Origin of the sequence: Algoriphagus oliviformis, from assembly GCF_017254915.1 — a bacterium.
Taxonomy (GTDB): domain Bacteria; phylum Bacteroidota; class Bacteroidia; order Cytophagales; family Cyclobacteriaceae; genus Algoriphagus; species Algoriphagus oliviformis.
In genome coordinates this window covers 225,769-241,085 of the sequence record NZ_JAFKCT010000006.1, presented here as the reverse complement: position 1 = coordinate 241,085, position 15,317 = coordinate 225,769, and the positions used below count along the sequence as shown (strand labels likewise).

Here is a 15,317-nt window from a genome sequence, read left to right as displayed (position 1 = left end):
AATGCGTGGTGTTGGTTTAGTTTTTATCGTTCTGCTCGGTCTTTTTTGATACTGATTCCCCCGGCGAAGAGATTGTCTTTTCGGTCTTGGAGCTCGGCAAAGCCTTCGTCCACCTTGCCCAGCAGGCCCTCGACCTGTCCGACGGTCTTACCGAGCTCGGTGATCAGGTTTTTGTCCACGGGTTCGGCTTTTTTGATCCCGTTGGAGTAGATGCTGACCCGGTAGAGCGGCTCGTCCTCAGCTTTGCTGTTGGCTTCGGCTAGGCTTCGCTCGATCTGGGGCGCTTTGAGCTCTGGGATCGCCACTTCCAGCTCCTCGGTCTGGAGCGTGGGTAGTGGTGCGACGATTGGGGTGTTCGTGGTTTTGGTTTCCGCCTGGGCGATCAGGTTCTGCGAAGGCTGGGCTTGGGCGGGAATGGGAGTTGGTTTGGTTTTCTGGACAGGTTTTTGGCTTTGCTCAGGCTGTTTTACTGGCTTGGATTCTTCGGTCGCTCCGGCCTCAGTGCTTGTTTTTTGCTCCTCCTCAAGCGAGGCTTGGGGCGCTTCGATACTGCCTTCAGGCTGGACTTCTACTGGCATTTCGATCTTTTCCGCCAGGAAAGTCTCCGCGGAATCTTGCTCCCCACTTGGCCAAAACGCGTAGCCAGCCACGAGCAGCGCCGTCACCGAGGCGGCCACAGCCCACCAGACGCCCAGTTTGGGCTTGGACTTTTCGGGCAGTTGGCTTTCGAGCCTTTCCCAGGCGAGCGCGCTTGGTTTTTCGCGATGCCCGTCGAGTTTTTCTCTGAAATGCTGGTCGAATTGTTCGTTTGTCTTAGCCATGGTTCGTCTTGGTTTTGGGTTGCAGACTGGCAATTTTTTCCTTTAGCGCGGTGCGGGCCCGGTTGAGCTGCGACTTGGAAGTACTCTCGGTGATGCCCAGCAGGTCGGCGATCTCCTGGTGGGCATAGCCCTCGATGGCGTACAGGTTAAACACCGTCCGGTAGCCGACCGGCAGTCCCTGTACCAGCTCCATCAGTTCGGCTGCCTCCAGATGGGTCAGCTCGTAGTGCTGGTCGCCGTACTCGTATTCGTGTTCCAGATTCACCTCCATCATGAGGTGCCGGTTGCTGCGCAGCGTCATGAGCGCCTGGGTGACGACGATGCGCTTCATCCAGCCTTCGAAGCTTCCCTTGTGCTGAAACTGGGCCAGTTTTTCGAAGATTTTCATAAAGCTCTCGATCATCACGTCCTCGGCATGTTCGCGGTCTTTGAGGTACCGCATGCAGATGGCCAGAAATTTCCCCGAGTAGGAATCGTAGAGGTGACGCTGGGCGGACCGATCACCCTTGAGGCATCCCTTGATTATTCCTTCTTCGGTAGAAAAATTGGATCTGTTAAACATTCCGGTTGGCTTTCATATTTCTAGATGCGGACCTGGAAAAAATGGTTGCGCTGGAGTATGAAAAAAAGTTAAAATTTTTCCGGGATACAATAAAATGGCTGAAAATCAGTTTGTTGGATTTGTAAGTAAAAGGTTGAAAAGTGCCGGATGCCCGAGGACAGAAGATATATGCCCCAAATGCCGGTTGGTGACAGAGCCGATTCGAACTAGCGGTGACCCTACCACTAGCGACGGGGTCGTAAATCGTACTTCATAAATCAAAAATCACTTCTACCTCCATCCCATTTCCTCATAATGAGAAGAGGAAAAATAGCAGCGCTACCGTCTGGATAAGAATCAGCATCTGCGCCTTTTCCTTGTGTTCTTTCTCCACCTTTCGCTTCCTCAGTACCAGGATGGCTGTGCCCAGAGCCGCCAACTGAAGCAGGAAACTCACCCCGTTTAGCGGGCCCATGGGGGCGTTGACCAGGTGCCAGGTGGAATTGAGTATAGAGAGGGTGCCTAGGATGATCCCCGTGATTCCAAAGAGAAAAGAGCGCTGCAACAGCACGGGTTCGGGTAGGTCAGTCCATTTCATTGGTTAGTAGTTAGTAGCAAGTAGCCAGTATCAAGACGTTAGTATCAAGACAGTAGTATCAAGTATCAAGAAGGGAGAGTCAAGAGCAGAGAGCCAAGAAACAAGAGCCAAGAGTCAAGCGGCGAGATGTAAGTATCAAGACGTACGGGGCAAGAAGCTAATAAAGGGAGTCGGGACACTGCCCACTGCCTACTACTCACTAATTACTTCTTACTCCTCACTACTCACCGCTCACTCCTCACCCCTTACCCTCCTTTCGCTCTGCAAAGTAAGCTGCAATTTCTTCCCCGCTCAGCGCATTGAGGGTCATTTCTTTGGTCAGCCCGCCTTTTCTCCCGACCAACACGCCGTATTTCATGTCGCCATAGCCTCCCATCTCGTGGGCATCGGGATTGATGGAGAGCTTTACGCCTTGCTCCAGCGCATAGCGGATCCACCTCCAGTCCAGGTCCAATCTCCATGGATTGGCATTGATCTCGATCACGACCTTGTGTGCCGCGCAGGCATCGATGACAGTCTTGTGGTCGATGGGATATCCTTCTCTTCGGAGCAGAAGTCTTCCAGTTGGGTGACCGAGGATGGTCGTGTAGGGGTTTTCTATCGCGCGGAGCAGTCGGTCGGTAGCCCGCTTGATATCCATGTTCAGGATGGAGTGGACGGAGGAGACGATGAAGTCAAAGCTGGCCAAGACGTCGTTTTCGTAGTCCAAGCTGCCATCGCCGAGAATGTCGCTTTCTATGCCTTTGAAGATGCGGAAAGGAGCCATTTCTCGGTTGAGCTGGTCGATCTCGGCATGTTGCTTTAGGATCTTTTCCACGTCGAGGCCGCCTGCGTAGATGGCCGTCTGGCTGTGGTCGGAGATCCCGAGGTACTCATAGCCCAAGGCCCGGCAGTGCTCGGCCATCTGTCTCAGGCTGTGCTTGCCGTCACTGTAGGTGGAGTGGTTGTGCAGGATGCCCCTGAGGTCTGATTCTTCCAGCAGGCTGGGGATCTTGTTTTCCTTGGCTTGCTCCACTTCTCCAAAGCCCTCCCGCATCTCAGCGGGGATGAACTGGAGCTGGTTTTGGGAGAAAAAAGCTTCTTCGCTGTCATAGTCCTTTTTGATCAATCGCTCGGCAACGGTTTCCGTGTCGCTGACCAAGCTCATCAGGTGGGCTTTGGCGGCGGTGAGCGTCAGCTTTTTCCAAGGGAAATCCAAGGCACTGCAAAAGTGCAGGACGATGCCCAGGTCAAGCTCTTTCAATTTTCCCTTCCAAGTATTCGGTCCCGAGTTTTTCCAGTTCCAGTCGACCGATGCCAGCGTTTTTAGGTCCGCTTTGACATCAGAAAGCGAGTCCGAGCCGACGAGAAACTCTGCCGCGGATATGATTTCCATGTTTCTGGCGAAGTCGCCCACGACGGCGAGCTTGGCATCTCCGACACTGCTCTGGAGGGACTGACTGAGTTGGGCGATCACCGTCTCGATGTCGGCGTAGAGCCACTTGCCGGTGTTGGAGGCTTTGAACTCCAGGTTTTGGATGATGGTGTCTTGGGTCTTTTGCCCAAAGCCCTTGATCTGGGCGACCTTGCCCGACTGGCAGGCTTCCATGAGCTCATGAGTGGAAGTGATCCCAAGCTCTTCCCAGAGGGTTTTGACCTTTTTTGGACCTAACCCTTTGATCTGGAGTACTTCGAGGATGCCTGTGGGTGTTTTTTCGAGCAGCTGGGTCAGCAGGGGAAAAGTCTCCGAAGCCTTCAGGCTTTGGATGGCCTCGACGATGCTCTTGCCCACCCCGTTGAGCTGGGTGAGTTCGGTGTTGCTGAGCTCCATAATGTCCTGATCCATACGCTCCAGCGAGATGAGCGCACTCTGGTAGCTGCGGATTTTGAATGGATTTTCGTCGTGGAGTTCCATCAACTGGATGCCGAGCTTGAGCTTTTTTAAAATCGTTTTATGATCCAAAACAGTTAGTTTTTCGTGTCAGTAGTAAGACAAATGTCTCGATTTATTGTTTCAATTTAAAGTTTGAACGGGTAACTTCCAGATATCGGTAGGCAGTGATTAGTGGCAGTGTGCAGCCGTTTCAAGGAAATAGGCTGTAAGTGGTTAGCGGTTAGAAGTAAGTAGTGCATCGGATCGCATCACAACTTACCACTCACCACTCACTACTTACTTAATTTTACAGAATAACCAAATAACCAAAACATGAACTACTGGATGGTCAAGACAGAACCCAACTCTTACTCTTGGGATGATTTTACGAAAAATGGCGAAGATGTGTGGGACGGGGTGAGAAACTATCAGGCGAGAAACTTTCTGAAAGAGATGCAGCTCGGCGATCCAGTGCTTTTCTACCATAGCGGCAAGGACAAGGCCGTGGTGGGAGTAGCCGAAGTGTCGCAGGAAGCGTTTCCCGATCCCAAAGATGGGGCTTGGGTGGCCGTGAGCTTGAAGATGAAGCAAGCGCTGGCAAACCCGGTCACCTTGGAAACCATCAAGTCCGAAGACCGGCTTTCGGGGATGCTGATGCTGCGGCAGTCCCGCCTCTCCGTGATGTCGGTGACCAAAGATGAGTTCAATGTGATACTAGGCCTAGGCAAATGAAAAACTATCTGATCGTCCTTTTTCTGGTTTTATGCACCTCCCCGCTGCTCGCCCAGGTGAAGTTTACGGAGCGGTTTGAGGTGCAGGGGGAGCCCAATGACCCCACCTTTGAGATGATGCGGATAGAGGAGGGCTTGGTGTCCTTTCGCTCCCATCAGGGGAGGGGATTTTCCGCTAAAAAGACTTTCCAGTTTTTCGTCTCCGACCTCGACCTCAAGTCCAAGGGGCTGGTCGAGCTGGAGATGAGGCCGGGCTACGAAATGGTCGGCTATGACACAGAGGGAAACAATCTCTTTGTGCTCATGGCCAAGGGCTACTCCAGCACCGCCGACAAATACATTTTGCAGGTGAACCTGGAGTCCAACCAAGGCTTTGAGTTTCCCGCCGAAAACCTCCTGGCCATAGAACTGGTGGAGTTTTTGGTGCAAAACAGAAAGGCGGTCTTCATGGGAAATGCGGAGGGCAGGCCGGTTTTGCAGATTTTTGACCTGGATACCAAGAGCATCCATACCGTGCAGGGCGTGTATGGCAACAATACCCAAGTGCTGCAGATCCGAAAGATGCCTGAGCTGGAGGCGCTGGAGGTGGTGATCAGCCGCCGTGGACAATACAAAAACCGGGAGACGTCCATTCTCACCTTTGACATGCTGGGCAACCTGGTCCGGGAGATCAAGGTGGACCAGTTTGGCTCCCAAGATCAGGAGATCCTCGACGGGATGCTGCTGGCGGACCAAAACTACCAGCAGGTGATGATCGGTTCCTATGGTCTGGACGGCCGCAGCGCCTATCAAGGCATGTACATCATGGAGATCAACGAGTTTGGGGAATATGGTTTCAAACTCTATACGCTGGAGGATTTCCCCAATTTTTTCAACTATCTCCCAGAAAAGCAAAAGTCAAAGCGGGACGAATCCGTGATGAAGGAGCTGGACAAGTCCAAGATCCCCCTGATCAGAAATACCTATGCCGTGCGGGACGTGCGGCAGGTGAAGGATGCTTATTACATCTATTTTGACCAGGTAAACATCGTGAGCAACGGGGGCAGGCGACCTGGAGGCTGGACCTCTACCAACACCTATCGCTACGACCGGATCAACCGCATGGGCTACGCTCCCTACTACATGGATCCCTTCATATCGCCCAACACGACGCCTATCCAGACTTTTGCCTCGATCAACGAGTACCAGTACGAGTCGGCGCATTTTGTGAAAGTATCCAAGGAGGGCCACGTGCTGTGGGACAACGCGGCGACTTATGACGGTTTTGTCACGACCTACCCGGAGCCTTTTGGCGAGATCGCCATCGTGGGCGATGACCTCTACCACCTTTATGCGGAAAACGACCTGATCAAAGCCAGTTTTTTCCGAAACGGGGAGAAAGTCTTTGAGCACCTGGAATTTGAGCTGGAGCTGCCCAACGAAAACGAGCGGATCAACTACACCGACTTCGAAACGCTCCGCCTGGTCCACTGGTACGACCGCTACTTCATACTCACCGGCCAGCAGAGCATTCGGGGGCTGAACGCCAGCAACCAGGCCGAGGAGCGGACGGTCTTTTTCATGAGCAAAATTCTCGTCGACGGGGATTTGTACCAGCCTGAGGAGGCCCGGGACTAGTTTTATTTTCTATATTTACGCCCAAATCCACCACATGCAAAAGCGGCTTGTACTCGATCAGCAGCAGATCGCCATCACTCTGAAGCGGTTTTGCTACCAACTCATCGAAAATCACGACGATTTCGAAAATACCGTACTCCTTGGACTCCAGCCACGCGGCCCAATTCTATTGGATAAAGTAGTTGCTCTGCTGGAGGAGATCTCGGGGATCAAGGTGCCTTCCGGCTATCTGGACGCGACCTTTCACCGGGACGACTTCCGCCGCAGGGACTTTCCGCTGAAAGCCAACGAGACCAAGATCGATTTTTTGGTAGAGGGCAAAAAGGTCATTCTCATCGACGACGTACTCTACAAGGGCCGCTCCGTGCGGGCTGCCATGGACGCGATGATCGCCTTTGGGCGGCCGGCAAAGGTAGAGCTGATGGTGCTGGTAGACCGACGCCTGACGCGGGACTATCCCATCATGCCGGACTACTTTGGCACCAAGGTGAATACCCTCGACAGCCAGCATGTGGTAGTGGAATGGGCCGATCAGGACCATGCGGAAGATGCAATTTGGATCACAGAGAAAGTTAAAAGTTAAACATGTCGCAACTCAGCACCAGACACCTGCTTGGAATCAAAGACGTCACTGAGACAGATATTCGCCTGATTCTCGAAACAGCGGCCAATTTCAAGGAGGTGATCAACCGGCCCATCAAGAAAGTCCCCTCCCTCCGCGACATTACCATTGCCAATATTTTCTTCGAAAACTCCACCCGCACCCGCCTCTCCTTCGAGCTGGCGGAGAAGCGCCTTAGCGCCGACGTGGTGAACTTCTCCTCGGCGAATAGCTCCGTGAAAAAGGGCGAAACGCTCGTGGATACGGTCAACAACATCCTGGCGATGAAAGTGGACATGGTCGTCATGCGCCACGCCAGCCCGGGAGCGCCGCACTTTCTCTCCAGAAACATCTCTGCCAACATCGTGAACGCCGGAGATGGCACGCATGAGCACCCTACCCAAGCCTTGCTAGATGCCTTCTCCATGACTGAAAAGCTGGGAGACTTGGCGGGGAAAAAGATCGCCATCATTGGCGACATTCTGCACTCCAGGGTGGCCCTGTCCAATATTTTTTGCCTGCAAAAGCTCGGAGCCGAAGTGATGGTCTGCGGACCGATCACGCTCCTGCCAAAATACATTTCCAGTCTGGGCGTGAAAGTGGAACTGGACGTGATGAAGGCGCTGGAATGGTGCGACGTGGCCAACGTGCTCCGCATCCAGCTGGAGCGCCAGCAGATCAAATATTTCCCGAGCTTGAGAGAATACTCCCTCTACTACGGGATCAACAAAAAGATGCTCCAATCCCTGAACAAGGAAATCGTCGTGATGCACCCAGGCCCGATCAACCGAGGCGTGGAATTGAGCTCAGACGCAGCCGACTCCGAGCACTCCATCATCCTCAACCAAGTCGAAAACGGCGTCGCCGTCCGCATGGCGGTGCTGTACCTACTGGCTGGGGTGAAGGGATAGGTCGGAAGGACGAGGTTCTGAATTGGCAACGATCCGGAACGGGTCAGATGTTTATAGAAACCGACAGATGTAAATTTCATTCGACCCCGCAGGGGTCGTATGGATGATTGCCCGTTCCTGCTATAAACATGCAATCCCTTCGGGATTGAGCTCCGGAATTAGTCGGTGTGTTTACAGCTAGAAACTCTTTTTCAACTCTTTTACATCTTTGACCAGCTCTTTTATCAGAGCGATTTGGCTATCGGAAACATCACGTCTTGGTATAGCGTTGGCAATTTCCTTGCTTTGCCAAATCAACAGCCAACTCCTTGTCAATTTTATCTCGTGCAGTTTTTTCCAATACATTTTTGAATCAAATGACTCTCCTGAAGTGCGAATGAAATCCTTGGTGAATTCATATTCAGTCTCTCCACTTAACATTTTGTTTGATTCATAGTTCTTTTTCGCAGATCGCAAAATCAAAAAAGGCGGAATAAAAGTCATGGTAAATGCAATGGCAAAAGGAATGATCGGGAACTCAGTCCAAAAAGGGATTTTGGCCGCATATGGAATGAAAATGCACAGAAGCATAAATAATCCAAACACTAAGCCGAACTTCATTGTTGGCTTCCTATATAGAAAGTAGAAGTTTATTTTCTTGTAATCTTCGAATGTTAGTTGGGTCGTTACCGTAATGGGGTTCTTTGCGCTTGACATGAATCTCAGATGTCGGTTGGTTTGTAGTAGTGCTTCGTGGAAAGTACCCCATCACCTCGCCTGAAAGCTAGGAGCTTCTGAAAGAAATAGGGATCTTTGTCCTAAAGATATCAGAGTTCTGCAAATCGAGCGGTTCTTTTTCGCTACTGACCGAGATTTTTTGTTTGGCAAGCCTCGCTTCTAAGTGCCCATTTGAGTACTTTGTCTAACCTCGGAGGCGAGAAATCGAAAGGTCAAAGCAAGGTAAAAGGATAAATCTGAAGTTTAGAGTACGAGGTACGAAATACGCGGAGCGAAGGGTAAAAATCCTAAATAGCCCACGGCTTAGGATCGACATGCTCACCTACCGCGGGCTATTTAGTTTGCATTTAGGGGCGTAGCCCTAGGATCTTCGTAGCGGAGTTTCATAGCGTGATTTCATATAGGCGCGTAGCGCTGTGATCTTTCCCGTGCTGTAGTTCGCGATGGGCTATGTCAGGGCTACGCCCCTTTGACTCCCGACGGTCAGATTTCCTACGAAGAAGGCTACGCCCCTATGCATAATCATGTCTAACCGGGATTTTCAACTTCCCTACTTCCAAACCTCCTACTTCCCGACATCTTCCTTCGACAAGCTCACCATCCGAGCTCAACAAACATCCGACCTCCAGACCTCCCAACTTCCTAGCCTCCCTACTTCCTGACCTCCAACCTCCCCACATTTCTCCCCGATTCCTTGGAGCATGCCGATATTATGCTGAAAATCGCAAAAGGAATTTTTCATGCTCACAGTTACCAATCTGATCAAGACCTACGGCAAGCAAAACGCGGTCGATGACATCAGTTTCCATCTCGACGGGGGAGAGGTAGTCGGCCTGCTGGGGCCAAATGGCGCCGGGAAAAGCACCACGATGAAGTGTATCGTCGGCCTGCTCCGCAAGACCTCTGGGGAGATCAGCATCGGCGGATACGACCACCTCAGCGTGGAGGCCAAGCGCTTCTTCAGCTACATTCCCGAGACCCCCTATGTCTATGACCTGCTCACCGTGAATGAACACATGCAGTTCATCGCCCAGGCCTATGGGGTCAGGGACTGGCAAGGGCGGGCCAAGGAACTGCTGGAGCTATTTGAACTGGACGACAAGGCCAACAAGCTGGGTCGCGACCTGTCCAAGGGCATGCGCCAAAAGGTCTCCATCTGCTGTGCCTTGCTGCCGGATCCGCAGTTGCTTTTTTTTGACGAGCCCATGATCGGGCTGGATCCAAAGGCGATCAAAAACACCAAGAAGATCTTCAAAACCCTCAAGGAGTCCGGCAAGACCATCCTGGTCTCTACCCACCTGATCGATAGCGTGGAGGCCATCGCCGACCGCATCATGATCCTGAAGGACGGCCGCATCATCGGCAACGATACCATAGCCAACTTGAAGCAGCAAGCCGAGCAGGCCGAAGGAGCCTCCCTCGAGGACCTGTTCCTAGAGATGACCAAAGATGTTTGAGATCCAGCTCCTGCTCCGAAAGGATCTCCGGATTCTGGTCAACAACCTCAAGCTCATCCTGCGCAATCCCCTGCGGCTGATCCCCTACGCCGCCATGCTCGGCTACATCGCCTTCGTCTATTCCCAACGAACGAAGCGAAGCAGCGCGGGCGTGGGTCAGTTGGAAGAGCTTGGGGTGGACGGTATTCCGCAGCCTGACTTTGCGCTGCAAAACGTGGTCGGGGGGATCACCATCCTGGCGTTGGGCTTTCTGGTTTTTCAGCTGTACCGGGCGACCAAGACGAATGTGAGCTTTTTCAAGATGGCGGACGTGAACCTGCTTTTCACCGCGCCGGTGAAGCCGCAAAACCTGCTGCTGTACTACATGGCCCGCTCCATCCTTCCGGCCCTGGGCGGCTCCATCCTTTTTGTGCTCTATGGCGCCGGGCAGGTCGCCAGCCAGCTGGACCTCAATCTGGCCAACTCGGTTTTCATCGTCCTGGGATTTGCGCTGTTCTTCTTTATGGTTTTCCCGATCCGCTTCCTGATCTACACGCTCCATACCAAGTATGGAGTGATGGACTACATCCGGGGCGGCATCGTGGGGCTGGGGATAGGTTTGGCTTTGATGATTTTGGTGCCGGGTTTTCTTGCAGAAAAGTTCTGGCAGGGCATGTTTGCATGGGTAGCCTCGCCTTGGTTTGACCTCTTTCCGCTCGTAGGATGGAGTCGGGGCATCATGGGCTATGCCACGCATGGCAATCTGGTGCTGGCATTGGCCTACGTCGCCTTGTATGGCTTGGCTTACTTCACCGTGGTGAAGCTGGTCATCCAGTTTTCCGGGTACTATTATGAGGACGTGCTGGAAGCGACGAAGTCAAACGAGGACAAGCTCGAAAAGGCCCGGGGGAAAAAGGAAATCGGAGAGGATGCCTACAGTCTGAACGCCAAGAAGCAGCTGGCTTTGCCGGACTTCGGGGTGGGGGCCAAAGCCCTGTATTGGCGGAACTACGTGCACAGCAGCCGACAGGACTTTCATCCCCTGTTTGGGATCTACACCATGGGGATGGCGCTGATCGGCATCGTGCTGGCAGGCCTGTCCAACTTTGACTGGTTTTCCCACAAGGTCTTTTACTTCTACCTGCTGTTTATGCTCTTTTTTTACTTCATGGCAGGTATTAGCAGGGCAAATATCGGGGACCTGAAAAAGCCCTTTTTCATCCTGATCCCTGCAAGCTGGGGGGCGAAGTTTTGGAATATGATCAAGCTCGATATCGTGCAGACGCTGGTGTTTTCGGGGATTTTGATCCTGCCTTCGGTGTTTTTGGCACAGTTGAGTCTGGGCTTGATCCCCTTGTTTCTCGCAGGGATGGTGGTCTGCTATCTCATCGGCTTTGCCATCAACCTCATCCCGCAGGTCGGCTTGGACGAGGGCTGGGATCGCAAGCTGATCAAGCCGGTCATGATCGGGGGCATTTTTCTGTTTGGGATCATCCCGGCGATCATCCTGAGCGTGCTGGCGTTTTTGGCTACCAAGCAGTTTGTGTGGACTTTGTTTACGGCCGTGCTGGGGCTGTCCTTCATCGCGGCGATCCTGCTCCATGTGACCCTGGATGTGCTGAAGCGGATCGAGTTCAAGGAAGTTTGACACGGTGTGCAAGACCAGCCGGGACGTCACTGCGAGTGAGGGACGAGCGAAGCAGTCTCTGGTCGGCTATCGGTTTTCACGAGTGCCCTTCGCAAAGGCCTGTCCTTCATGGGCTGCTGAAAAATCCCGATGACTCACGAAATATTATTTGGCTTCGGGGAGAGAGTTTCGCTGCGTGCTGAAAAATTCCTTTAATTTTAACCCATCCAAATATAACTGACCATGATCTACAACTCCATCATCGACACCATCGGCAATACCCCGATGATCCGCCTAAACAAGCTAGCCCAAGACATCCCCGGGGAGGTTTTGGTCAAGGTAGAATACTTCAATCCGGGCAACTCGATGAAGGATCGCATGGCCGTGAAGATGGTGGAGGATGCGGAAAAGGCCGGAATCCTGAAGCCAGGCGGTACCATCATCGAGGGGACCAGTGGCAATACGGGCATGGGCTTGGCCCTCGCCGCCGTCGCCAAAGGCTACAAGTGCATTTTTACCATGGCCGACAAGCAGTCCAAGGAAAAGATCGACATCCTCAAGGCTGTGGGGGCGGAAGTGGTCGTCTGCCCGACCAACGTCACCCCGGATGATCCCAGGTCCTACTACTCGGTGGCCAAGAAGCTGAACCGCGACATTCCCAATTCCTTTTACCCCAACCAATACGACAACCTCTCCAATACCGCCGCCCACTACGAGACTACCGGGCCGGAGATCTGGAAGGATACCGACGGCAAAATCACGCACTATGCCGCGGGCGTGGGCACCGGCGGATCCATGTGCGGCACGGCCAAATACCTGAAGCAGCAAAACCCGGCTGTCGTCACCGTCGGGATCGATACCTATGGTTCCGTTTTCAAAAAGTACAAGGAGACGGGCATCTTTGACGAAAAGGAGATCTACCCCTATCTGACCGAGGGGATAGGCGAGGATATTTTGCCGAAAAACGTCGATTTCAGCCTGATCGACCACATTATCAAAGTGACCGACAAGGACGCCGCCGTGATGACCCGCCGACTGGCGCGGGAGGAAGGCCTGTTTGTGGGCTGGTCTTGCGGATCTGCCGTGCACGGCGCGCTGGAGTGGGCCAAAGGAAACCTGAAAGCGGGCGACCGCATGGTCATCATCCTGCCCGATCACGGCACCCGCTACCTCGGCAAGGTGTACAATGACGAGTGGATGCGCAACCACGGCTTTCTCGAAGACAAAACCTTCTCCACCGCGAGGGATATCATCTCCCAGCGCAGCGGCAGCTACCACTTGCTGTCGGTAAACAAGGATGACTCCGTGAAGGAAGCCATCGCGCTGATGAACGGACGCAGCATTTCCCAGATTCCCGTGCTGGATGGCGAGGAAGTCGTCGGATGCCTCACGGACAACAAGCTCCTTTCCAAAATCATCGAAACCCCCACGCTCAAAGACGGTGCGGTCTCCGAAGTGATGGAAGGTCCGATGAAGTTTGTCGCGCTGGACTCCACGCTCGACGTGCTGTCTTCCATGGTGGAAAAGGAAAAAGCCGTCCTCGTGAGGGACAACATGGACAACATCCACATCATTACCAAGCACGATATCCTGGAGGCGTTTACGAAGTAAGGAATTAGAAAATTTTAAAATTGGAAGATTGAAAAATTCGGTGGCACGGTGCAAAAGTTGTATCGTTGCTGAATAGCACACTTCTGTCTTCCGTCATCGGTCTTCCGACCTGATTGATGAAGCTAATTTCATATGTTCCAGTTTGTCCGTAGCTGACCGAAATACGGATGATTACGCTCTAAAAAATGTCCCCATCACAGATTCAAAAGCTGTTTCAGCAATACCCTGAGTTTGGTATCCAAGAAAGTATCCAAAAGGGTTGGGAATACTTCAAGGCCCAGCCTCTCATTTCTATCGCCTTTTCCCTGCTCGTGTTTACGATTCAGGGGATACCCAACTTTTACCTCGAGGGGTATAGCCTGCTGGTCAGCATCCTGATCTCCCCTCCGCTGACCGCCGGTTTTTTCCTGGTGGCCAACCGCATCAGCAGGGGAGTGGAGGTTCAGTTTTCCAGTTTTTTTGACGGATTTTCCTACTGGGGTATCTTGATCGTGACTTCGCTGGTGTCGGGGATTTTGACCTTTTTCGGCATTTTGGCGCTGATCCTTCCGGGCATTTACCTGGCGGTGGCGTTCACGTTCGCGATTCCCTTCGCGCTGTATTCTGGGACGGATTTCTGGACTTCCATGGAGCTGAGCCGAAAGCTGATCACGATGAACTGGTGGAAGTTTTTCGGCTTTGTGCTGGTGCTGCTGGTGCTCAACATACTGGGAATCCTGTTCTTTTTCGTAGGGATACTGGTGACGATCCCGGTAAGCTACTATGCGATCTATGCGGTTTTTGAGGAGCTGACACAGGACGCGCTTGCGGAGCCCGAACCTACCCACGAGCCTGGGATTTAGCCGAAGCGACTTCGCGAGAAAGTAGCTGAAAGTCGGTCTAAACCAACAACAAAACAACAGTCCGTTGAAAGGGGTTTCTGGCCTTTCATCACAACCCTCAACAAACTATTGTTGATTTAAGTGAGTTTTGGGCAAATAAATAATTAGTAAAAGAGTGAGAGATTTATTGGAAAAGTTTTCGGGTAGAGTCAAGACAGTAGCCTTTGGAATTGGAGTGATGTGCATGGGGTCTTTTTTGCAATCATGCAGTGAAGATGTGATTGAACCAATCCCTGAAATGGAAGCGGTATCCTTCGAACGAGTGATGAATTTTAACTTCGGAAGGGCGGACGTAGGCAGGATGGACGTGATCGATGACCGCCTATACTATTCCAATATTGTTACTCCGGGATATTTTGACAAGACTGGGACGCAGGTCCAGTACGGCACGAAACACTATGACATGAGATTTGGGCATATTTTCACCAAAGACTTCATGGTGGGTGTCTCGGAAAACAGGCGCTCCTTGATATTCCTTCCCAACATCGGTTTTGCTTCCAACAAAATCATCTACTTGAACGCGCTTAACATCCCTGACCTGCAGGGTGACTTATTGCTTATGCGAGGCTGGTCCGAAGTGCCCAATTTCTCCTTGAACGGCAACTATCTTTTGAGCAGCTGGGAACTGCCTTTGGACGCAAGCCGAGAGGATGCGGGGAAAGGTGTATTCCTGCTGGAGCTCAACATGAGCGGCACCGAGGGCGGGCTGGTCTTGGATAGAGATCAGCCGGTGCTGAGACGAATCCCCTTGGGCTTTGCCATCGAGAAGGAGATGAAGCCTATTTATCAAATCATCACCGCTTTTCCATTTGAGCAGGGGTGGTTGGCTTCGATAAATGTGGATGGTGTCCAGACCTCGGTGAAGATAGAAAAAGACGGCAGGATTGATCTGCTCCAAAACCGGTTGGAAAGGTTTGTTTTGTATAGTGTTGAGCGTAGTTCACAGGGTGAGTTGTTTGTGTCGGATGAGGATGGCTTGCTTTACTCCGAGTCGGGAAATCCATTTGAGTTGGTGAGGATCGCCACGGTAAACCGTTTCCTCCGCTTTAAATTTTTGGAGGATCGGGTAGTCGTCTGGACTGCGGAGGATCGGATTTTTGAACTGAAGGATTTTAGGGACGTTTCCAAGATTCGTCTGGTAGAGTTGGAGAATAAAGGATTGGAGGGGATTCAAGTCAAGGATGTCGAGCTATTCAATGGGTCGGTTTATGTGTCTACCAACGGTGGGTTTTTTGTGAAAGAAGAAGCTGATTTTTGGGCCGAAAAAGTGGAATCGATTGATCCGAGTATGGGGATTGGTTGGGAGTTGAGCTTCTAACATTCGAGTTGTTTCCTAATGGAAAATTGACCTTTATGCGGACAGTTTAGTCGTG

At 52.2% G+C, this 15,317-nt stretch carries 14 protein-coding genes; 9 read left to right on the top strand and 5 right to left on the bottom strand.

The annotated features are described in order from the left end of the window. Nucleotides 1-23: 23 nt before the first annotated feature. The 4 genes from J0A68_RS15185 to J0A68_RS15170 all read right to left on the bottom strand — a co-directional run bounded on the left by J0A68_RS15185 (nucleotide 24) and on the right by J0A68_RS15170 (nucleotide 3,902). On the bottom strand, nucleotides 24-821 hold the full coding sequence (locus J0A68_RS15185; protein WP_206579066.1) for a hypothetical protein: 798 nt from the start codon (nucleotides 819-821) through the stop codon (nucleotides 24-26). Further along, the gene (locus tag J0A68_RS15180) at nucleotides 814-1,383 is read right to left on the bottom strand and encodes an RNA polymerase sigma factor (RefSeq protein WP_206579065.1); all 570 of its coding nucleotides are present in this window, start codon (nucleotides 1,381-1,383) and stop codon (nucleotides 814-816) included. Before J0A68_RS15180 ends, J0A68_RS15185 begins: the two co-directional genes overlap by 8 nt. Nucleotides 1,384-1,672: 289 nt before the next feature. Continuing rightward, the gene (locus J0A68_RS15175; RefSeq protein ID WP_206579064.1) at nucleotides 1,673-1,960 is read right to left on the bottom strand and encodes a hypothetical protein; all 288 of its coding nucleotides are present in this window, start codon (nucleotides 1,958-1,960) and stop codon (nucleotides 1,673-1,675) included. A gap of 238 nt (nucleotides 1,961-2,198) precedes the next feature. After that, nucleotides 2,199-3,902 (bottom strand): DNA polymerase/3'-5' exonuclease PolX, encoded by a 1,704-nt coding sequence (locus tag J0A68_RS15170; protein ID WP_206579063.1) that lies wholly within the window; start codon nucleotides 3,900-3,902, stop codon nucleotides 2,199-2,201. Nucleotides 3,903-4,145: 243 nt separating this feature from the next. On the opposite strand from J0A68_RS15170, the gene J0A68_RS15165 reads away from it, so the two are divergent. Genes J0A68_RS15165 through J0A68_RS15150 form a run of 4 tightly spaced genes read left to right on the top strand, consistent with a single transcriptional unit; the run spans nucleotide 4,146 to nucleotide 7,672 of the window. After that, nucleotides 4,146-4,544, top strand: a complete 399-nt coding sequence (locus J0A68_RS15165) for an EVE domain-containing protein (RefSeq protein ID WP_206579062.1) — start codon at nucleotides 4,146-4,148, stop codon at nucleotides 4,542-4,544. Continuing rightward, nucleotides 4,541-6,160, top strand: a complete 1,620-nt coding sequence (locus J0A68_RS15160) for a transcriptional regulator (protein ID WP_206579061.1) — start codon at nucleotides 4,541-4,543, stop codon at nucleotides 6,158-6,160. Before J0A68_RS15165 ends, J0A68_RS15160 begins: the two co-directional genes overlap by 4 nt. A 34-nt stretch (nucleotides 6,161-6,194) precedes the next feature. Then, nucleotides 6,195-6,743, top strand: a complete 549-nt coding sequence (pyrR, locus tag J0A68_RS15155; protein WP_206579060.1) for a bifunctional pyr operon transcriptional regulator/uracil phosphoribosyltransferase PyrR — start codon at nucleotides 6,195-6,197, stop codon at nucleotides 6,741-6,743. 2 nt (nucleotides 6,744-6,745) lie between these two features. After that, the gene (locus tag J0A68_RS15150; protein WP_206579059.1) at nucleotides 6,746-7,672 is read left to right on the top strand and encodes an aspartate carbamoyltransferase catalytic subunit; all 927 of its coding nucleotides are present in this window, start codon (nucleotides 6,746-6,748) and stop codon (nucleotides 7,670-7,672) included. A 177-nt stretch (nucleotides 7,673-7,849) separates the two neighbouring features. Here the strand turns inward: J0A68_RS15150 and J0A68_RS15145 are convergent, their stop codons facing one another. Continuing rightward, on the bottom strand, nucleotides 7,850-8,272 hold the full coding sequence (locus J0A68_RS15145; RefSeq protein ID WP_206579058.1) for a YcxB family protein: 423 nt from the start codon (nucleotides 8,270-8,272) through the stop codon (nucleotides 7,850-7,852). A gap of 857 nt (nucleotides 8,273-9,129) precedes the next feature. Here J0A68_RS15145 and J0A68_RS15140 point away from each other — a divergent pair. The 5 genes from J0A68_RS15140 (at nucleotide 9,130) to J0A68_RS15120 (ending at nucleotide 15,262) form a co-directional block, all read left to right on the top strand. Next, nucleotides 9,130-9,846, top strand: coding sequence for an ABC transporter ATP-binding protein (locus J0A68_RS15140; RefSeq protein WP_206579057.1), 717 nt, complete (start codon nucleotides 9,130-9,132; stop codon nucleotides 9,844-9,846). Next, nucleotides 9,839-11,473: a putative ABC exporter domain-containing protein gene (locus J0A68_RS15135; RefSeq protein ID WP_206579056.1), complete on the top strand. Its 1,635-nt coding sequence runs from the start codon at nucleotides 9,839-9,841 to the stop codon at nucleotides 11,471-11,473. Before J0A68_RS15140 ends, J0A68_RS15135 begins: the two co-directional genes overlap by 8 nt. A 222-nt stretch (nucleotides 11,474-11,695) precedes the next feature. Then, a complete protein-coding gene (locus J0A68_RS15130) occupies nucleotides 11,696-13,063 on the top strand; it encodes a pyridoxal-phosphate dependent enzyme (RefSeq protein ID WP_206579055.1) in 1,368 nt (455 codons plus the stop codon). Nucleotides 13,064-13,248: 185 nt separating this feature from the next. Continuing rightward, nucleotides 13,249-13,905 carry a DUF2189 domain-containing protein gene (locus J0A68_RS15125; RefSeq protein ID WP_206579054.1) on the top strand — a complete coding sequence of 219 codons (657 nt, stop codon included), beginning with the start codon at nucleotides 13,249-13,251 and terminating at the stop codon, nucleotides 13,903-13,905. A gap of 277 nt (nucleotides 13,906-14,182) precedes the next feature. Then, nucleotides 14,183-15,262 carry a hypothetical protein gene (locus J0A68_RS15120; protein ID WP_206579053.1) on the top strand — a complete coding sequence of 360 codons (1,080 nt, stop codon included), beginning with the start codon at nucleotides 14,183-14,185 and terminating at the stop codon, nucleotides 15,260-15,262. Nucleotides 15,263-15,317: the final 55 nt, after the last annotated feature.

Bases quoted from the DNA above. Each gene is read 5' to 3' on its own strand.
- J0A68_RS15185 (WP_206579066.1), bottom strand. From the start codon at position 821: ATGGCTAAGACAAACGAACAATTCGACCAGCATTTCAGAGAAAAACTC.
- J0A68_RS15180 (WP_206579065.1), bottom strand. From the start codon at position 1,383: ATGTTTAACAGATCCAATTTTTCTACCGAAGAAGGAATAATCAAGGGA.
- J0A68_RS15175 (WP_206579064.1), bottom strand. From the start codon at position 1,960: ATGAAATGGACTGACCTACCCGAACCCGTGCTGTTGCAGCGCTCTTTT.
- J0A68_RS15165 (WP_206579062.1), top strand. From the start codon at position 4,146: ATGAACTACTGGATGGTCAAGACAGAACCCAACTCTTACTCTTGGGAT.
- J0A68_RS15160 (WP_206579061.1), top strand. From the start codon at position 4,541: ATGAAAAACTATCTGATCGTCCTTTTTCTGGTTTTATGCACCTCCCCG.
- pyrR (WP_206579060.1), top strand. From the start codon at position 6,195: ATGCAAAAGCGGCTTGTACTCGATCAGCAGCAGATCGCCATCACTCTG.
- J0A68_RS15150 (WP_206579059.1), top strand. From the start codon at position 6,746: ATGTCGCAACTCAGCACCAGACACCTGCTTGGAATCAAAGACGTCACT.
- J0A68_RS15145 (WP_206579058.1), bottom strand. From the start codon at position 8,272: ATGAAGTTCGGCTTAGTGTTTGGATTATTTATGCTTCTGTGCATTTTC.
- J0A68_RS15140 (WP_206579057.1), top strand. From the start codon at position 9,130: ATGCTCACAGTTACCAATCTGATCAAGACCTACGGCAAGCAAAACGCG.
- J0A68_RS15135 (WP_206579056.1), top strand. From the start codon at position 9,839: ATGTTTGAGATCCAGCTCCTGCTCCGAAAGGATCTCCGGATTCTGGTC.
- J0A68_RS15130 (WP_206579055.1), top strand. From the start codon at position 11,696: ATGATCTACAACTCCATCATCGACACCATCGGCAATACCCCGATGATC.
- J0A68_RS15125 (WP_206579054.1), top strand. From the start codon at position 13,249: ATGTCCCCATCACAGATTCAAAAGCTGTTTCAGCAATACCCTGAGTTT.
- J0A68_RS15120 (WP_206579053.1), top strand. From the start codon at position 14,183: ATGGAAGCGGTATCCTTCGAACGAGTGATGAATTTTAACTTCGGAAGG.